Raw genomic sequence first — 23,667 nt, forward strand, 5'->3', positions numbered from 1 at the left:
GACGGCGACGTAAGCTCACGGGTCTCCCGCTTCCCAGACCCTCTGCACCTCCCATGATCCGAACGCTCCTGCGTGTCACCGGCCGCCTTGCGGTCTCGCTCGCCGTCCTGCTGACCTCGCTGTGGGCCTGCCTTGCGCTCTGGTACCAATTGCCCGGCCCCGCCGCCGTGAAGGTCGGCGCAGGCGTGCTGTGGGCTGCCTTCGGCCTGGCCGCCATCGCGCTGCTGTGGCGCGGCCGGGGCCCGCGCGCCCTGCTCTCGTACGCCGTCGGCCTTGCGCTGCTGCTGGGCTGGTGGGGCACCATCCTGCCGTCGCAGAACCGCGTGTGGGCCGACGATGTGGCGCGGCAGGTTGTCTCGCGCGTCGACGGCAGCGTGGTCACCCTGGACAACGTGCGCAACTTCGACTGGCGCAGCGACACCGACTACACCGCACGCTGGGAAACGCGCCGCTACGACCTCGACCGCCTGCGCTCGGTGGACGTGGCGCTGTCCTACTGGACCGGCCCCGCCATCGCCCACACGCTGGTGTCCTTCGGCTTCGACGACGGCCGGTTCCTGACCTTCTCCATCGAGATCCGCAAGGAACGCGGCGAGAGTTTCTCGTCCATCGGCGGCTTCTTCAAGCAGTTCGAGACCAGCCTGGTGGCGGCCGACGAGCACGACATCGTTCGCGTGCGCACCAACGTGCGCGGCGAAGACGTCTACATGTACCGCGTGCGGCTGCCGCAGGCGGAAATGCGCTCGCTGTTCCTGGCCTACCTGGACGAAGGCGCGTCGCTGGTGCGCGCGCCCAGCTTCTACAACACGCTCACCGCCAACTGCACCACCATCGTGTACGCCCTGGCCAAGCGCATCGTGCCCGGCCTGCCGATGGACTACCGCCTGCTGGCGTCGGGCTACCTGCCCGACTACCTGTACGACGTGGGCGGCCTCACGCCGGGCCAGAGCCTGGAGGCGCTGCGCGCGGCCGGCCGCATCACCGACCGTGCCATCGCCGCCGACAAGGCGCCGGCCGCGAACTTCTCGCAGGCGATCCGCCAGGGGTTGCCCGGCGCGGCCGCCGACGCCAAGGCCGCGCAATGAACCCCGTGCGCGCCTTCTCGCTGCCAGCGCTGCTGTGCACCGCCGTGCTGCTGGCCGGCTGCGCGGGCGTGAAGGTGGGCTCCATCTCGCCGGCCGAGTACCTCGCGCAGCGCCGCGGCGACGTGCTCACCACCGGCACGCTCAGCACCTCGGCGCAGGAGGTGCTGCGCGTGATCGGCACCGACGCCGACCTCTGCCGCAAGGACGGCCCGGCCTGCCGCAACGCGCTGGCCGGCTCGCCCGGCCTGAGCGACGAGCAACGCCTGTCCGCCCTGTCGGAAGTGTGGCTGCAGGTGGCGCTGGCCGCGGACAAGGGCGGCACCGCCGCCGCGCCCGCATCGGCCGACGCCGCCATCGAGGCCTGGCTCGAAACCGCCCGCCACGCCTACGCCTACCTGTTCTTCACGGCCCGCAAGCCGCGCGACCGTGCCTTCGAAGACCGCCAGACGCAGGTGCGCGACTACTACAACTACGCGGTGCAGCAGGCCATCACCGGGCTGTACCGCAGCTACCAGCGAGCCGGCGCTCCCGGCCCTGCGGGCTCTCCGGGCTCCAACGACCCCACGCAGCCGCAGGTGCCGCAGGTCGGCAACTGGCGCATCGGCACCGACATGACGGCCATGCGCCTGCCCGCCGACGCGGCCCTGCCCGACGAGCTGATTCCCGCCGCTTCGCTGACCTTCTCGGGCCTGCGCAACACCTACCGGCGCGACGGTTTCGGGGCCGAGCTGGTGGCGGCCGCCAGCAAGCGGACCTACGAAGAGCCGAAGGCGCCGGCCGACGCGAACGACAAGCGCCCGCCCCCGCCGCCCTACCGCGAAACCCCGTTCCCCGCCGTTACCGCGCTGCTGCTGTTCGACGGCAACACCCTGGACGAGATCCTGCACACGCGAACGCTGCGCATCGCGGCCTACGACCCGTACCGCACCGCCACTGTGCAGCTGGCCGGGCAGGAGGTGCCGCTGGCGGCCAACTTCACCTCGGGCTACGGCCTGTGGCTGGCCCGCTCCGACTTCGCGCTGCAAGCGCTGCGCAGCCTGTTCGGCAGCCCCGACGGGCTCACGCAGCCGCGCATCTACCTGATGCAGCCCTACGACCCCGACCGCCGCACCATCGTCATGCTGCACGGCCTGGCCAGCAGCCCCGAGGCGTGGATCAACGTGGCCAACGAGGTGCTGGGCGACGAGACGCTGCGCCGCCACTACCAGGTCTGGCAGGTGTACTACCCGACCAACGCGCCGCTGCCGCTGAACAACCTGGCGATCCGCCAGGCGCTGGAGCAGACGCTCGCGCACTTCGACCCCACGGGCAAGGCCGTGGCCTCGAACGGCATCACGCTGATCGGCCACAGCATGGGCGGCGTGCTGTCGCGGCTCATGGTGTCCTCGTCGGAGGACAGGCTGTGGGACGCCCTGCTCGACCGCTACCCCATGAAGGCGGCGCAGCAGGAGCGCGTGGAGGCGCGGCTGTCGCCCTACCTGCGCTTCGAGCCCTTGCCGCAGGTGAGCGACGCCATCTTCATCGCCGCGCCGCACCGCGGCACGCCGTTCGCCAACAACCGCATCGCGCGCTGGGTGGCCAACCTCATCACGCTGCCCGTCACCATGCTGGGCCAGCTGAGCGACATCTCGCGCGAGCTGATCCGCATCGCGCCCGGCAAGCAGGAAACCGGGCCGCTGCGCATTCCCAACAGCATCGACAACCTGAGCGACCGCGACCCCTTCGTGCGGCTGTCGTCGGGGCTGCCGATGAACCCGCGCGTGCGCTTTCATTCGATCATCGGCAACGACACGCCGGGCCTGGCGCAGGCGCTCTCGAGCGACGGCATCGTGCCCTACGAAAGCGCGCACCTGGACGGCGCCGCGTCGGAGCTGGTGATCGCGTCGCCGCACAGCGTGCAGGAGAACCCGCTGGCGATCCTGGAGATCCGCCGCATCCTGCGCGAGCAGCTGGGTTCGCAGGCCGCGCCGGTGCGCTGAGCGCGAACGCGCCAGACGACATCGACTAACATCCTGCCCGCGGTCCAAGCCGCGCCCGGGCCCGCGGGAAGGGTTGAACCCACTTGGCTTCCTTGTGACGATCCACCGCCTTTTGTGCAGCCGGATTTGCGGGTCATCGGCGTCTGATGCACGGAGGTTTTCATGAAGCGCATTCCCGCCCGGCCCGACATCGGCCACCTGAAGAAACAAGCCAAGGAACTGCTGGCGCTCTACCGCAGCCACGACCCCGAGGCCCTCGCCCGCTTTCGCGATGCCCTGCCGGCAGCGGCGGGCAAGAACCCCATCACCATCGCAGCCCTCGGCCTGCGCCTGTACGACGCACAGTCCTGCGTGGCGCGCGAACACGGCTTCGCGTCGTGGGCCGACCTGCAGGGCTTCGTGCTCGCGCGCAGGGCGCAGGCAGACGACCCGGCCCGCGCGGTGCTGCACTGGCTGCGGCTCGTGTATGCGGGCGACATCGCCGGCGGCAACCACCGCGCGCGGCCTGCAGTGGCGGCGCGCATGCTCGAAGACGACCCGGCCCTGCCCGGCAGCGACCCCTGGCTGGCCTGCGCGATCGGCGACGAGGCCGCGCTGCGCAGGGCCACCGCGCAGGACCCCGGCTGGATGCACCGCGCGGGCGGCCCGCTGAACCTGCCACCGCTCGTGGCCGTGACGCACTCGGGCCTGCTGCGCCTGCCGGCCTTTCGCGATCGCCTGCGTGCGTGTGCCAGTTACCTGCTCGAGGCCGGCGCCGATGCCACCCAGTCGGCAGGCAGCCGCTGGCCGCCGGCCTCGCTGGCTGCGCCCTCCGACATCGAACGCCTCAGCGCGTTGTACGGTGCCGCCGGCCAGAACCACGACCCTGTGCTCACGCAGCAGCTGCTCGGCGCGGGCGCCGACCCGAACGACGGCGAGTCGCTCTATCACTCGCTGGAGCAGCCTGCTTGCACACGGTTGCTGCTGCAGGCCGGCGCGCGTGTCACCGGCTCGAATGCGCTGTACCGCGAGCTCGACTTCGACGACGCAGCCACGCTGCGGCTGCTGCTCGCGCACGGCGGCGACGCGAACGAGCCGGCGCCGGGTCCACCGTCTTCGGACTGGGGCACGCCGCTGTTGTGGGCGATTCGCCGCCGCCGCTCGCCGGCCCACATCGAGGCCTTGCTGGCCGCGGGCGCCGATCCGGCCGCCACCCTGCCGGACGGCACGCCCGCCCGACTGGTGGCCCTGCGCTTCGGCCTGACCGAGGTGGCGCGGCTGCTGGAGGCCGCGGTCGGCGACAGCACACCGCTGCCGCCGGACGAAACCTTCGTCGCCGCCTGCGCGCGCGCTGACGAAGCGGCGGCGCGGCAAATCCTGGCCCAACACCCCTGCCTGATCGCCACGCTCGGCGACGCCCGCCTGAAGCTGCTGCCCGAGCTGGCGGCTCAGGGCTGCGGCGACGCGGTGAAGACGATGGTCGCGCTCGGCTGGCCGCTCGAAGTGCGCGGCGGCGACATCGACGGCTCGGCGCTGAACCAGGCAGTGTTTCGCGGCGATGCGGCACTCGCGCGCTTCCTGCTCGAGCACGGCGCGGACTGGCGCACGCTGCACGGCTTTGGCGACGACGCCCGCGGTACGCTGTCGTGGGCGTCGCTGAACGAGCCCGAGCCCGGGGGCGACTGGCTCGGCTGCGCGCAGGCGCTCGTGGCGCATGGCATGCCGGGCGCGCGGCCGGACCCGCAGGCGCCCGACAGCGTGCTCGTCGGCAGCCAGCGCTACTGGTTCTCCGAAGAGGTCACGGACTTCCTGCTCGGCGTGTCCCCGGTGCAGGGCTGATCCAAAAAAAAACGGGCCCCAGCGGGCCCGCCAAAGATCGCCCATCGCGCGGCGCGAACGCCGCGCGATGCCGACCTACCTCGAACTCAACCTGCTCTTTTCCCCCTCGTTCTTTTCTCTTGCTCCTCGGTTCAAAGCGCCCGAAAACGCCCCAGAGAAGAATTGCTGCGAATTCTCTTGGGCATCGCGCGCAGCGGTTGCGCTGAATTCCTCTATTGATAGTTGGGGATTGCGGGTCGGCTCGGGGCGCGCTTCGGCGCGCTACATTCGGCGCACGGCAGCCGCGCCCCGCATCCGAGGTCTGGGGGTTCATGATCATCGAGGCCGCACCGCATCGCGCCTCCAGTGACATGGACATGTCGTGGAAGACGGCGCTGGCCATCATCGGCGCGGTGCTGGCCTTGGTCTTCTATCTGGCGTTCCGCGTTCATGCGCCATAGCGTTGCCTGGACCGCCAGTTCAAACCCTTGATTTTTCCGACAGAGGACGGTACCTTGATTTCAGTGCAGCCAGCGCAACCCGACCATTGGATGACCTATCGCGACCTGCGCCTGCGGGCCCTGCGTGACGCTCCCGATGCCTTTGGCAGCACCTATGCGGCGGAAGCGCAAAGAACCGATGCGATGTGGGCCGACCGGATTGCCGCGGCAACCTCCTCCGGCAAGGACCGCGTGCTTCTTGCGTTCGATCGCCAGGACGCCTGCGGCCTGGTGTGGTGCAAGCTGTCGCCCGATGAGCCGGCCGTGGCCGACCTGTTTCAGATGTGGGTCGATCCTGCGTCGCGCGGCGAGGGAGCCGGCCGTGCCTTGCTCGAAGAGGCCATTGCCTGGGCCGAACGCGTCGGAGCGAACCGTGTTCGTCTGGGTGTCACTGCTGCGGAAACGCTGGCGATGCGCTTGTACGTGGCTTGCGGCTTCCGCCCCGTCGGTGTGCTGGCGCCGCTGCGTGAAGACTCGGGTCTCATGGTGCAGCCGATGAGCCTGGCCTTGGGTCCTGGCGCATCGACAGGCTGAATTTCGCGACGTCGTTCGCGCCTCCACCAACCTGCTGTTTGGTTTCAATCTCTTATCGTGATGTGCTCGGGCGGCAGGTTGCTCCGATGCCGCTCCCACATGGCTGCGAGCGCGGCCTCCATGTGCCGGGCGTACGCCTTAGGCTTGAACAGCGGCGAAGCGCTCCGGTTGCGGCCGAGTCGCTCACGCAACCCGCGCAAGCGTTGCGGGTCGGCTGAAAGCGCCAGCGCGGCCGCTTCATAAGCCTGCACGCTGTCGGTCACCAGGTCCTCCAGCCCGATGGTGCGCAGCAGGCTGGACGCCACGCGCGACGCGAACGTCTGACCCCGCAAAGTCAGCACCGGCAGGCCCGCCCACAGCGCGTCGCTGCACGTGGTGTGGGCGTTGTAGTGGAAGGTGTCCAGGAAGAGGTCGGCGTGCACATGCCGGCCAAGATGCTCGGCCAATGGCGCGCGCCTGGCGAAGACGATTCGATCGGGATCGACACCGCGGCTCGCGGCCTCTGCCCGCAGCGCGGCCGACGCGCTCTCGCTGCCCTGCAGCAGCCACAGAACGCTGCCGGGCGTGTTGCCGAGTATCCGCATCCAGACGTCGAAGGCGTCCGGCGTCACCTTGAAGAGGCTGTTTCTCTGCTTCGAAACCCGAGGCGCGCGAACTCGTCAATGCGCAGGTGGCACAGCGATGCAAAGGCATGCGGACTTTGGTATCTAGTTTTCGTGTAATTAATCGCTTTGGCTTATGAACACCCCAGGCGCACGCCTTGCTGGCGTCGAAAGTTTGTTGCGCACGCTGCATTTGCGTTGACCGCGTGGTGCGCCGCGCTACGCTGCGTCCGCGATCCACTGCAACGCCTACTTTTTTTCGGAACAGGACGTCTTCATGCGACTCACACAGCGGCTACTCATCTTGGTTGTCAGTTGTGCGCTCCTCGGCGCATTGGCAGCGTGCGGAGGTGGGGGTGGTGGAGGCGGCGGTGGCGGTGGTGGCGGCGTTTTCATTCCTCCCGCCGCACCCGTCACCACGACGCCCGCTGCGCCAACGCAGGCCCCGGCAGGCCGCACGGCAGCCGACAGTATCCAGTCGGCGCGCACCGGCGCGACGTACCCGCTCAACATCTACGTGCCGCCCTCTTACGACGGCTCCTCTGCGCCATTCCCGATCATCTATGCGATGGACGGCGACGCTGCGAACGCACCCAACGGACGGTTCGCGAACTTGAAAGCCATCCTCGAGCGGCGCGGCGTGGAGGCGATCCTGGTGGGCATCGGCAACACGGCACGCAGGAACACCGACTACACCTTCCCCGGCGCCCTTGCTTACCACGACTTCCTGACGACCGAACTGGTGCCTTACATCGAAAACAAGTACCGCGCCGACGTGTCCAGGCGCATGCTCACCGGGCATTCGCTCAGTGGAAGCATGACGGGGATCGCGCTGTTCCTCGAAGGTGGAAGCAACGCGCTCACCTTTTCGTACTTCCTGTCGTTCGAGGGGTCGTACGGCTTTCAGGAAACGCAGATCGACGACCTCGAACAGAAGATGTACGACGCCCGGAAGAACAAGACATTGCCTGCGACCCTGATCCTCGCGCGGTGCGACGTCACCGCGACTTGCAACTACGCGCAGGTGGACCACATCTATCAGAAGCTCCTGCAGCGCGCATACCCGGGCTTCACGCTCGTGGAGAACACCTATTCGACCGGTCACGTGGCCACGGACATCCCGGCTTTCGAAGACGCGATGGCGTTGATCTTCAAGTAGGCGCGCGCCATCGAACGGCGCCGAATCCCTGCCTGGCTTCCAGGACCACGATCACGATCACGACCATCACCAAGACCATGACAAAGTCGCAAGCGATCCAGGACCCGCCCGCATCGGAACTCATCTCGAAAAAAATTGCCGACCTCGGCGACTGGCGCGGTGACACGCTCGCCCGAATGCGCAAGCTCGTGCACGAGGCGGACCCGGACGTTGTCGAGGAGTGGAAGTGGATGGGCACGCCGGTCTGGTCGCACGACGGCATCCTCTGCACGGGCGAGACCTACAAGAAGGTCGTGAAGCTCACCTTCGCCAAGGGCGCTTCCCTGAAGGACCCGGCCGGCCTCTTCAATTCGAGTCTCGACGGAAACACCCGCCGCGCGATCGACATCCATGAAGGGGAAGCAGTGAATGCGGCCGCCTTCAAGGCGCTCGTCCGCGAGGCGATTGCGCTCAACAGATCCGGCAAGTCGAAGCCGTCCAAGCCGTCGAAGAAGGCCTCGTCCTAAGCGGCATCGCCGCCGAACGGGCACGACGCCGTGGTTGCGGACGTGTCGTTCCGCATCTGGGCGACGATGGCGTGGGCCGCCTCGCGCGCGCTGACCGCAGCCGTGTCGATCACCAGGCGCTGCGTGGTCCACGGCAAGTAGTCATGCTGCTGCACGGACGCCCAGGTCGGCGGCACAAGGCCCGGTACATCGACAACTCTCTGCTCGACGCGACGCCGATGCGCATCGGCATCCGAGCACACGATTTCGATCTCCAGGATCTGCGAAGCAGCCTCCACCGCCACGGCCCGCCAGGCCTCCCGCGTCACCGGCAACGGATTGACGCAGTCGGCCACCACGTGCTGCCCCAACGCGAGGTTCGAGCGAGCCAGTGCATACGCCACCACATAGCCCGCAGGCCCCACCTCACCGGCCAACACGCCGGCCGAGCGCAGCGACTGCTCGATGGTGTCGATGCGCAGGAAAGTGGCAGGCAGCAGCGCGACGATTTCGCGCGCGATGGTGGTCTTGCCGGTGCCGGGCAAGCCGCCAAGAACAATCAGCATCGCCAGGTATCTCCAGGTTCGGTATTCAACCGTCTGGCGACGAGTTCACCATGAATGCGGCAACAAGGCCAGCACGGCAGCCGCGTGCAGCCTGCGCATCGCGCGCGCCGGCACGTAGCCGTGCGGCGCACGGCGGGCCACCGCGCGCGGCGAGCTTTGCGGAATGCGCCAGGCCTTGGCCGTCAGCGCGAGAACTTGGCGCGCCTGCGCAGCCGGGGAAACTTGAAGGGTGCGAAATAACATGGCAGTGATCGAATGAACGCTTCTGCCGATTCTGCGCAGCACCGCTCTCTTTGCCAAAGACGGATTCCAAGTTTCCTGATGCGCTCAATGTGCTGAACGCGTCACGCGAAATCGGTGGACGGCTTCTCCCACAGGTTGACGCCGCCTTCCACCGCGTACGTGTCGATCTCGGCCAGTTCCTCGGCGCTCAAGGGCGCATGCGACAACGCCGCCACGTTGTCGACGATCTGCTCGGGCCGGCTGGCACCGATCAGCGCCGAGCTCACGCGCGGGTCGCGCAGCGTCCACGTCAGCGCGAGCTGCGCCAGCGTCTGGCCGCGGCGTTGCGCGATCTTGTTGAGCGCGCGGGCACGCTCCACGTTGGCCTCGGACAGGTGCTCCTGCTTGAGCGAGCCGCCGCCCGGCCGGTTGATGCGTGCGTCGTCGGGAATGCCGTTCAGGTACTTGTCCGTCAGCAGCCCTTGCGCCAGCGGCGTGAAGGCGATCACGCCCGCGCCCAGGTCGTCGGTGGCGGCCAGCAGGTCTTTCTCGATCCAGCGGTTGAACAGGTTGTAGGCCGGCTGGTGAATCAAGAGCGGCACCTTCCACTCGCGCAGCAGCGCGGCGATTTCGCGCGTCTTGCCGGCCGAATACGAGGAGATGCCGATGTACAGCGCCTTGCCCTGCTGCACGGCCTGGGCCAGCGCGGAGGCGGTTTCTTCCAGCGGGGTGTGGGGGTCGAAGCGGTGCGAATAGAAGATGTCGACATAGTCCAGGCCCAGGCGCTGCAGGCTCTGGTCGAGGCTGGCGAGCACGTATTTGCGCGAGCCGCCGCCCTTGCCGTAGGGGCCGGGCCACATGTCCCAGCCGGCCTTGCTCGAGATGATGAGCTCGTCGCGGTAGGCCTTGAAATCTTCGCGCAGCAGGCGGCCGAAGTTGGTCTCGGCGCTGCCGTAGGGCGGGCCATAGTTGTTGGCCAGGTCGAAGTGGTTGATGCCCAGGTCGAAGGCCGTGCGCAGCAGCTGGCGCTGCGTGGCGATGGAGGTGGTGTCACCGAAGTTGTGCCAGAGCCCGAGCGAAATCGCAGGCAGCACGAGCCCGCTGCGCCCGACGCGGCGGTAGGGAATGGCGTCGTAGCGCTTGGAGTCGGCGTGGTAGGTCATGGGTGTGTCTTGTCTTGACGATGGGTGAATGAGAAAGGCCGCATGCCTGGGTGGCACGGGACGTTCGAGGATGCCCGCGCCTGCGCGGGGCTGCAAGCATGCCCACGCCGCGAGCGCGTGCTTGGCGGCGCCGGGATGCAGGCTGGCCGATGTTCAGGCTTCGGGTGCGCGCCACTGCGCGAGCGCGAAGTCGCGGCTCACGAGGTTCTCGGCCAGCAGGAACTTCTTGACCTCGTCGAGCAGCGCCAGCCCTTCGGCCGGGTACGCCGCCTCGGGGAACTGCGACAGCGGGTGCGACACCTTCACCACGTCCAGCGGAAATCCGCTGACCTCCGCATGGAAGGCGTAGTACGCATCGCTGTCGCGGCGGATCTCCTGCAGCGCGGTGCGGCGCGCGCGCGTCCATGCGGCGGGAAGCCCGGCCGCGGCCGCAAGCAGCTTGTTCGACGCCACGATCACCGAGGTGCCGCGCAGCGTCGGATGCCTGTCGGCCTCGTCGATCACCGGGTAGCCGCGCGAGGCCAGCAGCGGACCGACGTCGATCTGTGCCGCGAAAGCCGCGATGGAGCCCTGGTCGAGCGCCGCTTCGCCGTCGCGCGGGAACATGTGGATGACCTTGACCGACTTCTGCAGGCCGTGCTCCTTCAGCAGGCCCAGCACGTAGCGGTGCATGTACGAGCCGCGCGCCACCCCGATGGTCTGGCCCTCCAGCGCCTTCACGCTGCGCACGCCATTGCGCGGCGTGAGCAGCCACACGTTCATGCCCACGGCGTCGAAGCCGATGAGCTGGGTTTCCAGGCCGCGCGAACGCGCGACGATGGCCGGCGTGTCGCCGTAGATGCCCACGTCCAGCGCGCCCGCCACGAAGGCTTCGTTCAGGTCGGGCCCGTTCGGAAAGTTGCGCGTGGTCACGTCCTTGAAGCCGAGCGCCGCCAGCTCGCGCTGCAGGTGGCCCTGGCGCAAGGCCCAGCCGGTGGCGTTCGCGGGCTTCTTGCCCGGGCCGATGTAGCCCAGGCGCAGCACCTGGCCGGTGCCCTGGGCGATGGAGAAAGCGGGCAATGCGCTGGCGGCGGCCGCGGCCATTGCGCCGCGCAGCAACCGGCGGCGACCGGAAAGATCGGACATCGATGAACTCACAGGAAGAAAAAGAAAAGAGTCAGTGCGCGCGGCGCAGCAACTCGAAGCTCGCATCGGCGGACGCCGTCGACTGCCGCCCCTTGCCCCAGCCGATGGCGCTGCGGTAGCTGCCCATCAGCGCCTGCGCGGCGGCGTCGCGCTCTTCGGCGGTGGCGCTGCGGTCGGCGATGGGCGCGACATAGAGCGCGTCTTCGGGGCAATACAGCTCGCACATGAAGCAGGTCTGGCAGTCGTCCTGGCGCGCGATGCGCGGCGGGCCGCCGGCCACCGCCTCGAACACATTGGTCGGGCAGGCGTTCACGCAGATGTTGCAGGCGGTGCAGCGTTCGGCGCTGACGACTTCGATCATGCGAGCTCCTTCACGGCCTGCTGCCGCACCCACACCTCGTCCAGCCCGCCGCTGAGCAGGCGGTGGCGTTGCGCGAGGTCGAGCACGACGTGTTCGCGGCGGCGGTGCATGCCGCGGGTTTCGGTGCGCTGCAAGGCGCTGCGGTACATCCAGCGCGAGGTGGCGAGCATGGCCGCGGCCTCGCGTGCGCGCACGGCCTCGGTGAGCGTGGCAGCGGGCGCGCTGGTGCGCAGGCGCGCCCACAGCGCATCGAGCCGCCCGAGCGAATCGCGCAACACGTCGCCTTCGCGGAACCAGTTGCGCTCGTACGGGAAGACCTCCGCCTGCACGGCGCGGATCACCTCCTGCGCGTCGAACGGTGTCGCGCCGCGCGTGGACAGCGCCACGCCGCCTGCGCGCAATGCCGTGCGGTTGCTGCTGGCGCGTGCATCGCGCCCGAACGCCACCGCACCCGCGCCGGCCCAGAAACCGGACGACAGCGCCCACGCCGCGTTGTGGCTGCCGCCGCCGGTGAAGCCGCCGCAGATCAGCTCCCGCGTGGCCGCGTCGCCTGCCGCGTACAGGCCGGGCACCGAGCTTGCGCAGGTGTCGTCGACCAGGTGCAGCCCGCCGGTGCCGCGCACCGTGCCTTCGAGCCGAAGCGTCACCGGGAAATGCTGGGTGAACGGGTCGATGCCCTGCCGGTCGAACGAGACGAAGAAGTTGGGCTGCGCCGTGCGCATCCAGGCGCGGATCTGCGCGTCGGCGCGGTCCAGGCAGGCGAACACGGGCTGCGACTGAAGCGTCTGCGCGATCACGCCGCGCCCCTTCGACGAGCCCGCGCCCTCGATCGCCACGCCGTCGGCCGTGTAGAACGTGGCCCAGTTGTAGAACAGCGACTTGGTGACCGAAGAGAACGCCGGCCCCAGCCCGTAGGCATTGGAAAACTCCATGCCCGAGAGCGCCGCGCCCGCCTCGGCGGCCATCAGCTGGCCGTCGCCGGTAAGCACGTTGCAGCCGAGCGCGCGGCTCAGGAAGGCGCAGCCACCCGTGGCGATGACCACCGCGCCGGCGCGCACCACCCAGGTGTCGCCGCGCTGGCGGTTCACGCCGGTGGCCCCGCAGACGGTGCCGTGTTCGTCCACCAGCAGCTCCAGCGCGGGGCTGTGGTCGAAGATGCGCGCGCCCGATTCCTTCACCCGCTTGCGCATCAGCCGCATGTATTCGGGGCCTTGCAGCGAGGTGCAGCGCAGTGCGCCCTGGTCGTCGGCCGGAAAGGGGTAGCCCCAGTCCTTCAGCCGCTCGACGTTGTCCCAGGTCTGCGCGAGCACCCGGTCCATCCAGGCGTGCTCGGCCAGCTGGCCGCCCATGGCATAGCGGCTGGCCTTGGCCTCTTCACGTGCGTTGCCATCGGGCGACACATGCCACAAGCCGGTGCCCGAAGGCGCGGTCGCGCCCGAGGTGCCGCAGAAGCCCTTGTCGGCGAGCACCACGCGCGCGCCCTGCGCCGCCGCGCTCACCGCGGCCCAGGCCCCCGCCGGACCGCCGCCGATCACCAGCACATCGGCCTGGTGCCGGACGGTGCCGTCCGCCCCCGACAGAAGCTGCCCCTCGAAATCTCTCGCGCCCATGGTCGGTTGCCTCGTGATGCAAAGAGAGCGACCGTATCAATGGAGGGCGCGGGGCACAAAGAAGGAAAGTGCGCAACGTTATGCGGCGTGCGGGCATGGGCAGAATGCCGCCTCCGAACACGCCTGGCCCCGACTGTCATGCACCTCACCTTCTCGACCCCGACACCCGAACAGCTGCGCTCCGGCGAACTCGGCCGCAAGCTGCGCCACTTCAACTACGGCGCGGTCGGCGAGTACCCGGAGCAGCAATACATCCGCATCGATGCCCGCGACGAGAACGGCCGCCTGCTGGGCGGCATCCGCGGCTTCGTGTTTCTGTACTGGCTGAACGTGGAAGTGCTGTTCGTCGAGGAAGACGTGCGCGGCGCGCGCCTGGGCAGCCGCCTGCTCGCCGAGGCCGAGCGCCAGGCCATCGCGCTGGGCGCGAAGCACGCCAGGCTCGACACCTTCGAATGGCAGGCGCGCGGCTTCTACCTGAAGCACGGCTACGAAGAGTACGCCCGCATCGACGACTACGCGCCCGGCTTCTACCTGGCGTACATGAAGAAATCGCTGGCAGGCTGAAGCTGCGCCAAAGGCTTACTTCGGCGCCGCCTTCCCCGCGTTCCCGGCCCCGACCGCGTGGCTCTCCAGCCCTTCCTTGGGCAGCAGCAGCGCCAGAACCACCACCCCCAGGCTCACGACCAGCATCGTCACGAAGGTGAGATGCAGCGAGCCGCCCAGCGCCAGGCGAATGCCCGCGTCGGTGGCCGCCGAGGAGTGCGAGCCCTGCAGCAGCAGGCGCAGCTGGTCGTCGGTGAAGGCCATGGCGCCGTCGCCGCGCGTCAGCCCGTAGTTGAAGACCGCGCCGAAGAAGGTCGCGCCCAGCGCGCTGCCGAGGTTGCGCGAGAACACATTCGACGCGGTGGCCACGCCGCGCTGCGCCACGTCGACCGCCTCCTGGATGAGGATGAGCGAGGCCAGGCTCATCACGCCCATGCCCAGGCCCATGATGAAGGAGCCGACCGCCGCCAGCGCCGGCGTGCTGTCGGACGACAGCAGCGCAAACGCCGCCGTCCCCACCGGAATCAGCGCCGCGCCGACCACCACCATGCGCCACAGGCCGATGCGGTGCCAGGTGCGCGAAGTGAGCGTCGCGCCGATGGGCCAGCCCAGCATCACCATGGTGAGCGTGAGGCCTGCCGTGACCGACGAGCGCTGCAGCACCACCTGCACGTACATCGGCAGGAAGGTGGTGATGCCGATCAGCACCATGCCGCCCAGCATGGCCGCGCCGTTCACGGTGGCGATGATGGGCGCACCCCAGAGCTTGAGCGACACCATCGGGTCGGCGGCGCGGCGCTCCTGCAGCACGAACAGCACCAGCGTGACGGCGAACACCGCCGTCCACAGGCCCGCACTGCCCAGGTCGCCGATGCCGAAGTCGGTGAGCGCGATCATCAGCGCCGCGATGCCGACGGTGAACAGCACCGCGCCCGCGATGTCGATGGACGAGCGGCGCACGGTCGGCGCCTCGTGCAGGTAGCGCCAGAACAGCGCTGCGGCGGCCAGGCCGATGGGCACGTTCATCCAGAAGATCCAGCCCCACGCCAGCTTCTGCACGATGAGCGCGCCGATCATCGGCCCCACCACCGCCGAGACGGCCCACACGCTGGCCAGGTAGCCCTGCACCTTGCCGCGTTCGCGCGCCGGGTACAGGTCGCCCACGATGGTGAGCGACACCGGCTGGATGGCGCCCGCGCCGATGCCCTGGATCAGCCGGAAGCAGATCATGGCCGGCATCGACCACGCGAAGCCCGCGAGCACCGAGCCGAGCAGAAAGATCGCGATGCCCACGAACATGATCGGCTTGCGCCCGTACAGGTCGCAGAGCTTGCCGAACACCACCGTCATGGCGGTCTGCGCGAGCAGGAAGGACGCGAACACCCAGCTGTACAGGTGCAGCCCGCCGAGCTCGGAGGCGATCTGCGGCATCACGGTGGAGACGATGGTCGCCTCGATGGCCACCATGGCCATGGAAGCCATGATCGCGGCGATGACCAGGGGGCGTCTTGTTGTTTTGGTTGTGGAGGTCATGAGCGGGCCATGCTATCCAAGGCGCGAGTCCTTGTCTGCCGCTCAAGCTCTCGGAGCTCTCGCCGCCACCGGACCGCGCTCAAGACGCGCTCAGCGCCGAGGTGCCTTCGTAGATGTACCGGCGCGACCACGGCAGCGTCTTCGCCGCCCTGCCCGCCTTGCGCCCGACGATCTGGTAGATCGCCACGTCGTCGTTCTCGAAGGCGTAGGCGCAGCCGGCCAGGTACACGCGCCAGATGCGGAACTTCTCCTCGTCGACGAGCGCGTGCAGCTTCTGCGCGTTGGCTTCGTAGGCGTCGCTCCAGCAGCGCAGCGTCTGCGCGTAGTGGCGGCGCAGGTTCTCCACGTCGAAGGCCTCCAGGCCGCCCTGCTGCATGGCCTGCAGCGCCAGGCTGATGTGCGGCAGCTCGCCGTTGGGGAACACGTAGCGGTCGATGAAGTCGCCGCCGCCGTACGACACGCCGCCGCCCTCGGGGTCGGACGAGGTGATGCCGTGGTTCATCACCACGCCGTCGTCGGCCAGCAGCTGCTGCACGCGCCTGAAGTACTCGGGCAGGTTCTTGCGCCCCACGTGCTCGAACATGCCGACGCTGGTGATGCGGTCGAACTGGCCCGTCACGTCGCGGTAGTCCTGCAGGCGGATCTCGATGCGGTCCTGCAGGCCGGCGGCGCGCACGCGCTCGGTCGCCAGGTCGAACTGGTTCTGCGACAGCGTCACGCCCACGCAGCGCGCGCCGAACTTCTGCGCCGCGCGGATCACCAGCGCGCCCCAGCCGCAGCCGATGTCCAGCAGGGTCTGGCCCGGCCTGAGTTCGATCTTGGTGAGGATGTGGTCGATCTTCTTCAGCTGCGCGGTGGCCAGGTCTTCGTCGCCGTTCTCGAAGTAGGCGCACGAATAGACCATGTTCGAGTCGAGAAAGAGTTGGTAGAACTCGTTGGACACGTCGTAGTGGTACTCGATCGATTTCCTGTCCGACGCCTTGGTGTGCGCGAAGTAGCGCGCCATGTTCTGCAGCGCGCCGCCGGGCTTGTCGATCGAGGTCCTGGCCAGCCCGTAGGCGATGTCGATCACGTCGCTGAGCTTGCCTTCGATGTCGATCTTGCTCTTGACGTAGGCCTCGCCGAGGTTGTCGAGCGTGGGCTGCAGCATCAGCGACAGCGCCGCGGGCGTCTTCACGTGCAGCGTGACCGCGGGGGCCGAAGGGCCGCTGAATTCGCCGAAGTCATAGGACTTGCCGTCCCACAAGGTGAGCCGCGCCGGCAGGTTCGCACGAGCGCGCACCCCGGCGCTCCATTGCGCCAGCTTGTTTTCCCAAAGCATGCTTACTCCGTATGTTTTCCGTGTTTTTCGGGTTCCGCCTCTCGTGAGGCGGGCGTGCTGCAGCGGAAGAAACAATAGCGAAATTCTGTAAAACCTGCATGGTCGAGTCGACGCAAGAAATCGCCGGAAGTGCTAGTGCGCGAGCGTGCCCATGTCCCTCACGTCACCCATGCCGCTCATGCCGCTCATGCCGCTCATGTCGTAGCGCCCTGCGTCGTGCCGTGCGCCGCCACTTCGACGGCGGGCGCGTCGCTGGCCTCGATGAACAGGCGCTTGATCATCGGGAAACGCGCGCGCACCTGCTTTTCGATGGCGGCGATGGCGCGCGCCGCCTCGCCCGTGTCGGTGTCGTCGTGAAAGTTGACGTCGACCACCACCAGCACGTTGTCCGGCCCGACGTACATCGACAGCACATGGCCGACCTCCTCGACGCTGGGTTGCGCCATCGCCATCTCGCGGATCGCGCGTGCCGTCTCGGGGCGGATGCCCTCGCCGATCAGCAGCCCGTGCGCCTGGCGGATCAGCAGCACGGCCACGCCGGCCAGCAGCAGCCCGATGACCACCGACGCGGCCCCGTCGAGCTCCGGCATGTTCAGGCGATGGCTGAAGTAGATGCCCAGGCCCGCCACCAGGAGGCCGGCCAGCGCTGCCGAATCTTCGGCCAGCACGGTGTAGGTGGACGGGTCCTTGCTGCGGTCCAGCGCCTGCCAGAACGGCGTGTCGCCGGCCTGCTTCAGGAACTGCCGCAGCGCGATGAAGAAGCTCGCGCCTTCGAACACCATGGCGGCTGCAAGCACGACGTAGTTCCACGTCGGGTCGCGCATCGGCTCGGGCTCGCGGATGTGCTGCACGCCTTCGAAGAAGGACACGCCGCCGCCCAGCCCGAAGATCAGCACAGCGACGATCAGGCTCCAGAAGTACAGCTCCTTGCCGTGCCCGAAGGGGTGTTCGGCGCTGGGCGGTCTCTTGCTCTGGCGAATGCCCACCAGCAGCAGCACCCCGTTGAAGGTGTCGACCGCCGAGTGGATGCCTTCGGACAGCATCGCCGAGCTGCCGGTGATGCCGGCCACGATGAACTTGGTGACGGCGATGGCGACATTGGCGCCTATGGCGCCGTAGATGGCGACTTTGGATTCGGCCATGGCCTGTGCAGTGGGGGAAAACCGCAGTGTCGCCACGCCGTGCCCGCTCGCCGCCGGACACGCGCGCGACCCGTTGCAGGACGCGCGCGCACTTCGAACCTGCCGGTGGAACCCGGAGAACCTGCTACGCCGCTTCCATCGAAGCGGCGCCCAGCGCGTCGTTGCCCGCCTCGCCGAGCCAGCGGCGCTTGTCGCGCAGCGGCGGCGCACCGAACATGCGGCCGTACTCGCGCGCGAACTGCGAAGGGCTTTCGTAGCCCACGCTGTGCGCGGCCGAGGCCACGTCGGCGCCGGTGAGCAGCATCTGGCGGCGCGCCTCCTGCAGACGCAGCTGCTTCTGGTACTGCAGCGGGCTCATCGCGGTCACGGCCTTGAAATGGTGGTGGAACGACGACACGCTCATGTGCACCGCGCGCGCCATGTCCTCCACCCGCAGCGACTGCGCGTAGTTGACGCGCAGCGCGCTGATGGCCTTGGTGATGCGCTGCGTGTGGCTGTCCTGCAGTGCAATCTGGCGCAGCCGCGCGCCCTCGCCGTTGACCAGCAGGCGGTAGAGAATCTCGCGCTTGATGAGCGGCGCGACGATGGGCACGTCCTCCGGCGTGTCGAGCAGCCGCAGCAGGCGCAGCACCGGCTCGAGCACCGGCATGGCGATGCGGTTGACGTACAGGCCGCGCGACGCGGGCGCGTTGCTGGCCTTGGCGGGCAGCTTCTCGTCGCCGATGAGCTCGCCGATCTCGTCCACGGCCAGCTCCAGCCGCACGCCCAGGTAGGGCTCGTGCTCGCTGGTCAGGCGCACATGGCCGCACACCGGCAGGTCGACCGAGGTCACCAGGTAGTGCATGGGGTCGTACACGTAGATGTCGTCGCCCACGATGATGCGCTTGGAGCCCTGCGCAATGAGCCCCAGCGCCGGGCTGGCGAAGGCGTGCTTGGGGCCGTCGGGCTTGCTGATGCGAAACACCTGCAGGCCGGGCACGGCGGTGACGATGGTGCCGTCCTGCCCCTGCGTGATGTGGTTGAGCAGCTGCACCAGCTCCTTGCGGGCTTCGTCCAGCTCGGGCTCCAGCGGCATCGGTTCGGCGATGCCGGCGCCGAGCGCGGAGATTTCGGTTGTTTCTTCTGGCATGTCCAGGGGCCTTGTCATGGAGGGCGCCACCGGGTGGCCGCCATGGAGGATCGAGCGTTTGCAGCTTAGCGCCGCTCCCGCGTAAGCGCACGCGCTGCGGGCGTCATCTGGAGAAATAGGCAAAGACTTTGCAGGAACGCGCTCGCCGCCCGCCACGTGGCGGCCGGATACTTGCCCGCAACGCCCCGCCATACCTCCCCAAGCAAAGGAATTTCTCCATGCAACACCGCAAATTCGGCCGCACCGGCCTCCTCGTGTCGGAACTGTGCCTCGGCACCATGACCTTCGGCGGCTCCACGGGCATCTGGGGCCAGATCGGCAATCTGCAGCAGTCCGAGGCCGAGGGCCTGATCGGCAAGGCGATGGACGCCGGCATCAACTTCATCGACACGGCGGACGTGTACTCCGATGGGCAGTCCGAAATCATCACCGGCCAGGCACTGAAGAACCTGAAGGCCCCGCGCGACAGCTTCGTGCTGGCCACCAAGGTGCTGGGCGAAACCGGCAGCAAGGGCCTGAACTCGGCCGGCGCCTCGCGCTTTCACATCATGGACGGCGTGAAGGCCAGCCTGAAGCGCCTGCAGCTCGACCACATCGACCTGTACCAGATCCACGGCTTCGACCCGCTCACGCCCATCGAGGAGACCGTGCACGCGCTGGACACCCTGGTGCGCCACGGCCACGTGCGCTACGTGGGCGTGTCGAACTGGGCCGCCTGGCAGATCACCAAGGCGCTGGGCATCGCGGAGCGCGACAAGCTGGCGCGCTTCGAGTCGCTGCAGGCTTACTACACAATCGCCGGGCGCGACCTGGAGCGCGAGCTGGCACCCATGCTGCGCAGTGAGAACGTGGGCCTGATGGTGTGGAGCCCGCTGGCCGGCGGCCTGCTGAGCGGCAAGTTCGGCCGTGACATCGAGGCCGAAAAAGGCAGCCGCCGCGCCACCTTCGACTTTCCGCCCGTGAACGTGGAGCGCGCCTACGACTGCATCGACGTGATGCGCGAGCTGGCCGATGCGCGCAAGGTGTCGGTCGCGCAGATCGCGCTGGCCTGGCTGCTGCACCAGCCGGTGGTGACCAGCGTGATCATCGGCGCCAAGCGCGTCGAGCAGCTGGACGACAACATCGCGGCCACCGCCATTCAGCTGACCGGCGACGAGCTGGCCGCGCTGGACAAGGTGAGCGCCCTGCCCGCCGAGTACCCGGGCTGGATGCTCGAGCGCCAGGGCGGCGCTCGGGCCAAGCGGCTGGCGGAATCAGGCCAGCGCGGCTGACAACGCCTGCGCGCGGCGGACGGCATGAACCGCCGTGCCGCGCAAGGCCCGCAGGTCGATGTGGCGGGCCGCCTGCGCCGCGTCGGGCTGCTGCAGGTGCGGCACCACGCCGAGCAGCGGTGCGCCGAGCCGGGCGCGCAGCGTCTGCAGGTTGGCCTGCGGCGCCAGCATCGACGGCTCGACCACGCTGGCCACCCAGCCCGCCAGCACGAGGCCACGCGCGCGAACGGCCTCGGCCGTCAGCAGCGCATGGTTGAGGCAGCCCAGCCGCAGCCCGACCACGAGCACCACGGGCAGGCCCAGCGCCACGGCCAGGTCGGCGCTGTCGAGGTCGTCGCCGAAGGGCACGCAGAACCCGCCCACGCCTTCGACCACCACCGCGTCGGCGCGCGCCGCGAGCTCCGTGAAGGCCGAGAGCATGGGCGGCAAGGCGATGCGCACGCCCTCTTCGTTCGCCGCCAGGTGCGGCGACATCGGCGCGCGCAGCAGGTACGGGCAGCGCAGCGCCAGCGGCGCGTCGACGTTGCCGGCCGCGGCCAGCCGTTCCACGTCTTCGTTGCGCCACTCGCCGTCGACGTCTTCCAGCCCTGCGGCCACGGGCTTCATGCCGACCGCACGCAGGCCCGAGCCGGCCAGCAGGTGCAGCATGGCGCTGCTGACCAGCGTCTTGCCGATGCCGGTGTCGGTGCCGGTCACGAACCAGTGGCGGCGCGTCATGCGGGCTCCTGTTCCACGTAAGACTGCGTGTGCGAAAGCTGCGCGATCGCCTCACCCAGCGCATCGACCAGCCGCGCGACATCGGCCTCGCTGTGGCTGGCCGACAGCGCGATGCGCAGCCGCGCGGTGCCGGCCGGCACGGTCGGCGGGCGGATCGCGCCCACGCGCAGGCCGCCTGCGTCGAGCTGCGCCATGACCTGCATCGCACGCGCGTTGCCGCCCAGCATCAGCGGCTGGATCGCCGTGGGCGACGGTGCCAGCCACGCGCTGCCGTCCGAAGGCAACACGGCCTGCAGGCCCTGGCGCAGTTGCGCGATGCGCGCCTGCAGCCGCGCCCGGCGCCGCATGCCCTCCTCGCCCTCGATCAATGCCAGGCTCGCCAGCAGCGCATGCGCCACGGCCGGCGGCGCGGCCGTGGTGAAGATGTACGGCCGCGCGCGCTGCACCAGGTAGTCGATGACGGTGCGGTGCGCCGCCACGAACGCACCCGACACGCCCGCCGCCTTGCCCAGCGTGCCCACCAGCACCAGCCGCTCGGAACGCAGGCCCAGCGCCTCCGGCACGCCGCGCCCCGTGGCGCCCAGTACGCCGAAGCCGTGCGCATCGTCGAGCACCAGCCAGGCGTCGTGCCGCTCGGCCAGCGCGAGCAACTCGGCCACCGGCGCGATGTGGCCGTCCATGCTGAACACCGCATCGCTCACGATGAGCTTGACCGGCGCCTTGCAGGCAGAAAGCTGCGCGTCCAGCGCGGCCACGTCGCAGTGCGGGTAGCGTTCCACCCGTGCCTTGGCCAGCCGCGCACCGTCGATCAGCGAGGCGTGGTTGAGCGACTCCGAGAAGATTGCCGCCTCGGCCCCGCCCAGCGCCGACAGCACCGCCAGGTTGGCCATGTAGCCGGTGCAGAAGAACAGGCTCTGCACTTCGGGAATGAAGGGCGCCATCCAGCCGGCGAGCTTTTCCTCGAGCGACGCATGCGCCCGCGAATGGCCCAGGATGAGGTGCGAACCGCCGCTGCCCGTGCCGTACAGCGCCGCGCCTTCGGCCCAGGCATCGGCCAGCGCGGGGTGCGCGGCCAGGCCCAGGTAGTCGTTGCTGCTGAAGCACAGCATGGCGCGCGAGGCCGTGGCGCCGGCCAGCGTCAGCGTCTGCTGGGGCGCGCAGGCGGTCTCGGCGACATGCCGGCGGCGGCGCAGCGACTGTGCATCGAGCGCGGCCATTTCGCCTTGCAGGCGGTCAAGCAAGCGCGACATCGCAGGCTCCTTGTTTGTCGCGCGTGGCCGCCACCGTTTTCAGCGTGGCCAGGGTGCCGTCGACCAGCCGGTCGATCTCGTCGTCGCCGATCACGTAGGGCGGCATCAGGTAGACGGTGGGGCCGAGCGGGCGCATCAAGAGGCCGTGCGCGCGCGCCGCCATGTGAAAGCGTTCGGCAAAGCGCGCGCCGGGTTCGCGCACGTCGAAGGCGGTGATCATTCCGCGCTGGCGCAGGTGGTCGACCGGCTGCCCTTCGAGCCCCTTGCGCAAGCGCGCCAGCAACCGCGCCGCCCGGCCTGCGTTGCGCTGCAGGGCGCGTTCGCTCTCGAACAGGTCCAGCGTGGCCACCGCCGCGCGGCAGGCCAGCGCATTGCCCGTGTACGAATGCGAATGCAGAAAGCTGCGCGCCACGTCGTCGTCGACGAAGCTCTGGTAAATGGCGTCGCGCGTCATCACCAGCGCCAGCGGCAGGTAGCCGCCGCTGATGCCCTTCGACAGGCACAGGAAGTCCGGCCAGATGCCGGCCTGCTCGCAGGCGAAGAAGGTGCCGGTGCGCCCGCAGCCCACTGCGATCTCGTCGGCGATGAGGTGCACGCCGTAGCGGTCGCACAGGGCGCGCACGCGGCGCAGGTAGGCGGGGTCGTGCATCGCCATGCCGGTGGCGCACTGCACCAGCGGCTCGACGATGACGGCGGCAATGGTCTCGTGCCGGTCGGCCAGCAAGGCTTCGAGTTCATCGGCGGCGCGGTGCGCAACGGCGGCGGCGTCTTCGCCCGGCCGCGCATGCCGCGCATCCGGCGAGGCGACGAGGTTCGCCTGCGCGAGCAGCGGCGCGTACGCATCGCGGAACACCGGCACGTCGGTCACGTGCAGGGCGCCGAGCGTCTCGCCGTGGTAGCCCTGCCTCAACGCCACGAAGCGCTGCTTGCCCCCCCGGCCCGCGTTGCGCCAGGCATGGAAGCTCATCTTCAACGCGATCTCCACCGCCGAAGCCCCGTCCGACGCATAGAAGCAATGGCCGAGCGAATGCCCCGTCAGCGCGGACAGGCGTTCGGCCAGTTCCACGGCCGGCGCGTGCGTGCAGCCCGCAAGCATCACGTGGGACAGCCGGTCGAGCTGGTCTTTGAGCGCGGCGTTGAGTGCCGGGTGCGCATGGCCGAAGAGGTTGACCCACCACGAGCTGGTGGCGTCCATGTAGCGGCGCCCCTCGGCGTCGAACAGCCAGACGCCCTGCCCGCGCGCGATCGGCAGGGGCGGCACGGCGTCGAGGCGGATGCTCTGGGTGCAGGGGTGCCAGACGTGGCGCCGGCTGCGCTGCTGCCAGCCGGCATTGGATTCAGGGGAAAAAGCAGTCGTTGGAGGCACCCGCGCAGTCCTTTTTTCAGGGGCAAGGCGCGGGATCGTATCGGTGCATCCGGAGCGCGGCAAACGCCGGAAACCGCGGCGGAATCAAGGCCGGTTGAGCGACGTTTGCGGGCGTAGCGCCCGCGTTCGGCAACACCTCGCCGAAGAAGCGCGTTGGCGGGTTTCGGCCGGCCTTGGCGGGAAAACGCAAGTTGTCCGGCTGACGTC

General features: G+C 69.1%; 22 protein-coding genes and 1 pseudogene. 9 read left to right on the forward strand and 14 right to left on the reverse strand.

Annotated features, from left to right (window positions below; genetic code table 11):
- The first annotated feature begins 53 nt into the window (after positions 1–53).
- The 5 genes from AC1DJH_RS06465 (at position 54) to AC1DJH_RS06485 (ending at position 5,895) form a co-directional block, all read left to right on the forward strand.
- Entirely contained in the window at positions 54–1,085 is a 1,032-nt protein-coding gene (locus AC1DJH_RS06465; protein WP_478185141.1) for an Lnb N-terminal periplasmic domain-containing protein, read from the forward strand.
- Positions 1,082–3,064 carry an esterase/lipase family protein gene (locus AC1DJH_RS06470; RefSeq protein WP_478185142.1) on the forward strand — a complete coding sequence of 661 codons (1,983 nt, stop codon included), beginning with the start codon at positions 1,082–1,084 and terminating at the stop codon, positions 3,062–3,064. Before AC1DJH_RS06465 ends, AC1DJH_RS06470 begins: the two co-directional genes overlap by 4 nt.
- Positions 3,065–3,226: 162 nt before the next feature.
- Complete coding sequence (locus AC1DJH_RS06475) at positions 3,227–4,882, forward strand: ankyrin repeat domain-containing protein (protein ID WP_478185143.1); 1,656 nt, start codon at positions 3,227–3,229, stop codon at positions 4,880–4,882.
- A gap of 311 nt (positions 4,883–5,193) precedes the next feature.
- Positions 5,194–5,322, forward strand: coding sequence for a hypothetical protein (locus AC1DJH_RS06480; protein ID WP_478185144.1), 129 nt, complete (start codon positions 5,194–5,196; stop codon positions 5,320–5,322).
- A 90-nt stretch (positions 5,323–5,412) separates the two neighbouring features.
- Positions 5,413–5,895, forward strand: coding sequence for a GNAT family N-acetyltransferase (locus AC1DJH_RS06485; protein ID WP_478185145.1), 483 nt, complete (start codon positions 5,413–5,415; stop codon positions 5,893–5,895).
- A gap of 44 nt (positions 5,896–5,939) precedes the next feature.
- Here the strand turns inward: AC1DJH_RS06485 and AC1DJH_RS06490 are convergent.
- Positions 5,940–6,509: pseudogene (locus AC1DJH_RS06490) on the reverse strand (O-linked N-acetylglucosamine transferase family protein); the annotation flags it as partial.
- Positions 6,510–6,774: 265 nt separating this feature from the next.
- Between AC1DJH_RS06490 and AC1DJH_RS06495 the strand changes: the two are divergent.
- Together AC1DJH_RS06495 and AC1DJH_RS06500 are read left to right on the forward strand one after the other, a co-directional pair.
- Positions 6,775–7,656, forward strand: a complete 882-nt coding sequence (locus AC1DJH_RS06495; RefSeq protein WP_478185146.1) for an alpha/beta hydrolase — start codon at positions 6,775–6,777, stop codon at positions 7,654–7,656.
- Between the two features lie 77 nt (positions 7,657–7,733).
- Positions 7,734–8,162, forward strand: coding sequence for a DUF1801 domain-containing protein (locus AC1DJH_RS06500; RefSeq protein ID WP_478185147.1), 429 nt, complete (start codon positions 7,734–7,736; stop codon positions 8,160–8,162).
- Here AC1DJH_RS06500 and AC1DJH_RS06505 read toward each other — a convergent pair.
- From AC1DJH_RS06505 to AC1DJH_RS06530, 6 genes are all read right to left on the reverse strand, one after another.
- Positions 8,159–8,707, reverse strand: coding sequence for a P-loop nucleotide/nucleoside kinase family protein (locus AC1DJH_RS06505; protein ID WP_478185148.1), 549 nt, complete (start codon positions 8,705–8,707; stop codon positions 8,159–8,161). The two genes, AC1DJH_RS06500 and AC1DJH_RS06505, sit on opposite strands and share 4 nt — an antisense overlap.
- Before the next feature lie 45 nt (positions 8,708–8,752).
- Positions 8,753–8,950, reverse strand: a complete 198-nt coding sequence (locus AC1DJH_RS06510; RefSeq protein WP_472111881.1) for a hypothetical protein — start codon at positions 8,948–8,950, stop codon at positions 8,753–8,755.
- A 101-nt stretch (positions 8,951–9,051) separates the two neighbouring features.
- Positions 9,052–10,092, reverse strand: coding sequence for an L-glyceraldehyde 3-phosphate reductase (gene mgrA / locus AC1DJH_RS06515; protein ID WP_478185149.1), 1,041 nt, complete (start codon positions 10,090–10,092; stop codon positions 9,052–9,054).
- A 153-nt stretch (positions 10,093–10,245) separates the two neighbouring features.
- A complete protein-coding gene (locus AC1DJH_RS06520; protein WP_478185150.1) occupies positions 10,246–11,217 on the reverse strand; it encodes an ABC transporter substrate-binding protein in 972 nt (323 codons plus the stop codon).
- Between the two features lie 31 nt (positions 11,218–11,248).
- On the reverse strand, positions 11,249–11,578 hold the full coding sequence (locus AC1DJH_RS06525) for a 4Fe-4S binding protein (protein WP_478185151.1): 330 nt from the start codon (positions 11,576–11,578) through the stop codon (positions 11,249–11,251).
- Positions 11,575–13,188, reverse strand: coding sequence for an FAD-dependent oxidoreductase (locus tag AC1DJH_RS06530; RefSeq protein ID WP_478185152.1), 1,614 nt, complete (start codon positions 13,186–13,188; stop codon positions 11,575–11,577). Before AC1DJH_RS06530 ends, AC1DJH_RS06525 begins: the two co-directional genes overlap by 4 nt.
- A gap of 138 nt (positions 13,189–13,326) precedes the next feature.
- Between AC1DJH_RS06530 and AC1DJH_RS06535 the strand changes: the two genes are divergently transcribed.
- A complete protein-coding gene (locus tag AC1DJH_RS06535; protein ID WP_478185153.1) occupies positions 13,327–13,752 on the forward strand; it encodes a GNAT family N-acetyltransferase in 426 nt (141 codons plus the stop codon).
- Between the two features lie 15 nt (positions 13,753–13,767).
- Here AC1DJH_RS06535 and AC1DJH_RS06540 read toward each other — a convergent pair whose 3' ends face one another.
- The 4 genes from AC1DJH_RS06540 to AC1DJH_RS06555 form a co-directional block, all read right to left on the reverse strand.
- Positions 13,768–15,264: an MDR family MFS transporter gene (locus tag AC1DJH_RS06540; RefSeq protein WP_478185154.1), complete on the reverse strand. Its 1,497-nt coding sequence runs from the start codon at positions 15,262–15,264 to the stop codon at positions 13,768–13,770.
- A gap of 79 nt (positions 15,265–15,343) precedes the next feature.
- A complete protein-coding gene (locus AC1DJH_RS06545) occupies positions 15,344–16,585 on the reverse strand; it encodes a class I SAM-dependent methyltransferase (RefSeq protein WP_478185155.1) in 1,242 nt (413 codons plus the stop codon).
- Between the two features lie 194 nt (positions 16,586–16,779).
- Positions 16,780–17,727, reverse strand: a complete 948-nt coding sequence (locus AC1DJH_RS06550) for a cation diffusion facilitator family transporter (protein WP_478185156.1) — start codon at positions 17,725–17,727, stop codon at positions 16,780–16,782.
- Positions 17,728–17,851: 124 nt separating this feature from the next.
- On the reverse strand, positions 17,852–18,856 hold the full coding sequence (locus tag AC1DJH_RS06555; protein ID WP_472111855.1) for an AraC family transcriptional regulator: 1,005 nt from the start codon (positions 18,854–18,856) through the stop codon (positions 17,852–17,854).
- Positions 18,857–19,074: 218 nt separating this feature from the next.
- On the opposite strand from AC1DJH_RS06555, the gene AC1DJH_RS06560 reads away from it, so the two are divergent.
- Complete coding sequence (locus AC1DJH_RS06560) at positions 19,075–20,127, forward strand: aldo/keto reductase (protein WP_478185157.1); 1,053 nt, start codon at positions 19,075–19,077, stop codon at positions 20,125–20,127.
- On the opposite strand, the gene bioD is transcribed toward AC1DJH_RS06560, so the two are convergent.
- Genes bioD through bioA form a run of 3 tightly spaced genes read right to left on the reverse strand, consistent with a single transcriptional unit; the run spans position 20,110 to position 23,460 of the window.
- A complete protein-coding gene (gene bioD / locus AC1DJH_RS06565) occupies positions 20,110–20,844 on the reverse strand; it encodes a dethiobiotin synthase (RefSeq protein WP_478185158.1) in 735 nt (244 codons plus the stop codon). The two genes, AC1DJH_RS06560 and bioD, sit on opposite strands and share 18 nt — an antisense overlap.
- Positions 20,841–22,094 carry an 8-amino-7-oxononanoate synthase gene (bioF, locus tag AC1DJH_RS06570; protein ID WP_478185159.1) on the reverse strand — a complete coding sequence of 418 codons (1,254 nt, stop codon included), beginning with the start codon at positions 22,092–22,094 and terminating at the stop codon, positions 20,841–20,843. The genes bioD and bioF overlap by 4 nt, the downstream gene beginning before the upstream one ends.
- Positions 22,078–23,460: an adenosylmethionine--8-amino-7-oxononanoate transaminase gene (bioA, locus tag AC1DJH_RS06575; protein ID WP_478185160.1), complete on the reverse strand. Its 1,383-nt coding sequence runs from the start codon at positions 23,458–23,460 to the stop codon at positions 22,078–22,080. Before bioA ends, bioF begins: the two co-directional genes overlap by 17 nt.
- Positions 23,461–23,667 lie beyond the last annotated feature (207 nt).

This window comes from Variovorax sp. 10N412, from assembly GCF_056394985.1.

Bases quoted from the DNA above. Each gene is read 5' to 3' on its own strand.
- AC1DJH_RS06505 (WP_478185148.1), bottom strand. From the start codon at position 8,707: ATGCTGATTGTTCTTGGCGGCTTGCCCGGCACCGGCAAGACCACCATC.
- bioF (WP_478185159.1), bottom strand. From the start codon at position 22,094: ATGTCGCGCTTGCTTGACCGCCTGCAAGGCGAAATGGCCGCGCTCGAT.
- AC1DJH_RS06520 (WP_478185150.1), bottom strand. From the start codon at position 11,217: ATGTCCGATCTTTCCGGTCGCCGCCGGTTGCTGCGCGGCGCAATGGCC.
- AC1DJH_RS06470 (WP_478185142.1), top strand. From the start codon at position 1,082: ATGAACCCCGTGCGCGCCTTCTCGCTGCCAGCGCTGCTGTGCACCGCC.
- AC1DJH_RS06465 (WP_478185141.1), top strand. From the start codon at position 54: ATGATCCGAACGCTCCTGCGTGTCACCGGCCGCCTTGCGGTCTCGCTC.
- AC1DJH_RS06555 (WP_472111855.1), bottom strand. From the start codon at position 18,856: ATGCCAGAAGAAACAACCGAAATCTCCGCGCTCGGCGCCGGCATCGCC.
- AC1DJH_RS06500 (WP_478185147.1), top strand. From the start codon at position 7,734: ATGACAAAGTCGCAAGCGATCCAGGACCCGCCCGCATCGGAACTCATC.
- AC1DJH_RS06540 (WP_478185154.1), bottom strand. From the start codon at position 15,264: ATGACCTCCACAACCAAAACAACAAGACGCCCCCTGGTCATCGCCGCG.
- AC1DJH_RS06485 (WP_478185145.1), top strand. From the start codon at position 5,413: ATGACCTATCGCGACCTGCGCCTGCGGGCCCTGCGTGACGCTCCCGAT.
- AC1DJH_RS06495 (WP_478185146.1), top strand. From the start codon at position 6,775: ATGCGACTCACACAGCGGCTACTCATCTTGGTTGTCAGTTGTGCGCTC.
- AC1DJH_RS06475 (WP_478185143.1), top strand. From the start codon at position 3,227: ATGAAGCGCATTCCCGCCCGGCCCGACATCGGCCACCTGAAGAAACAA.
- bioD (WP_478185158.1), bottom strand. From the start codon at position 20,844: ATGACGCGCCGCCACTGGTTCGTGACCGGCACCGACACCGGCATCGGC.
- AC1DJH_RS06480 (WP_478185144.1), top strand. From the start codon at position 5,194: ATGATCATCGAGGCCGCACCGCATCGCGCCTCCAGTGACATGGACATG.
- AC1DJH_RS06560 (WP_478185157.1), top strand. From the start codon at position 19,075: ATGCAACACCGCAAATTCGGCCGCACCGGCCTCCTCGTGTCGGAACTG.
- mgrA (WP_478185149.1), bottom strand. From the start codon at position 10,092: ATGACCTACCACGCCGACTCCAAGCGCTACGACGCCATTCCCTACCGC.
- AC1DJH_RS06510 (WP_472111881.1), bottom strand. From the start codon at position 8,950: ATGTTATTTCGCACCCTTCAAGTTTCCCCGGCTGCGCAGGCGCGCCAA.
- AC1DJH_RS06550 (WP_478185156.1), bottom strand. From the start codon at position 17,727: ATGGCCGAATCCAAAGTCGCCATCTACGGCGCCATAGGCGCCAATGTC.
- AC1DJH_RS06535 (WP_478185153.1), top strand. From the start codon at position 13,327: ATGCACCTCACCTTCTCGACCCCGACACCCGAACAGCTGCGCTCCGGC.
- AC1DJH_RS06530 (WP_478185152.1), bottom strand. From the start codon at position 13,188: ATGGGCGCGAGAGATTTCGAGGGGCAGCTTCTGTCGGGGGCGGACGGC.
- AC1DJH_RS06545 (WP_478185155.1), bottom strand. From the start codon at position 16,585: ATGCTTTGGGAAAACAAGCTGGCGCAATGGAGCGCCGGGGTGCGCGCT.
- AC1DJH_RS06525 (WP_478185151.1), bottom strand. From the start codon at position 11,578: ATGATCGAAGTCGTCAGCGCCGAACGCTGCACCGCCTGCAACATCTGC.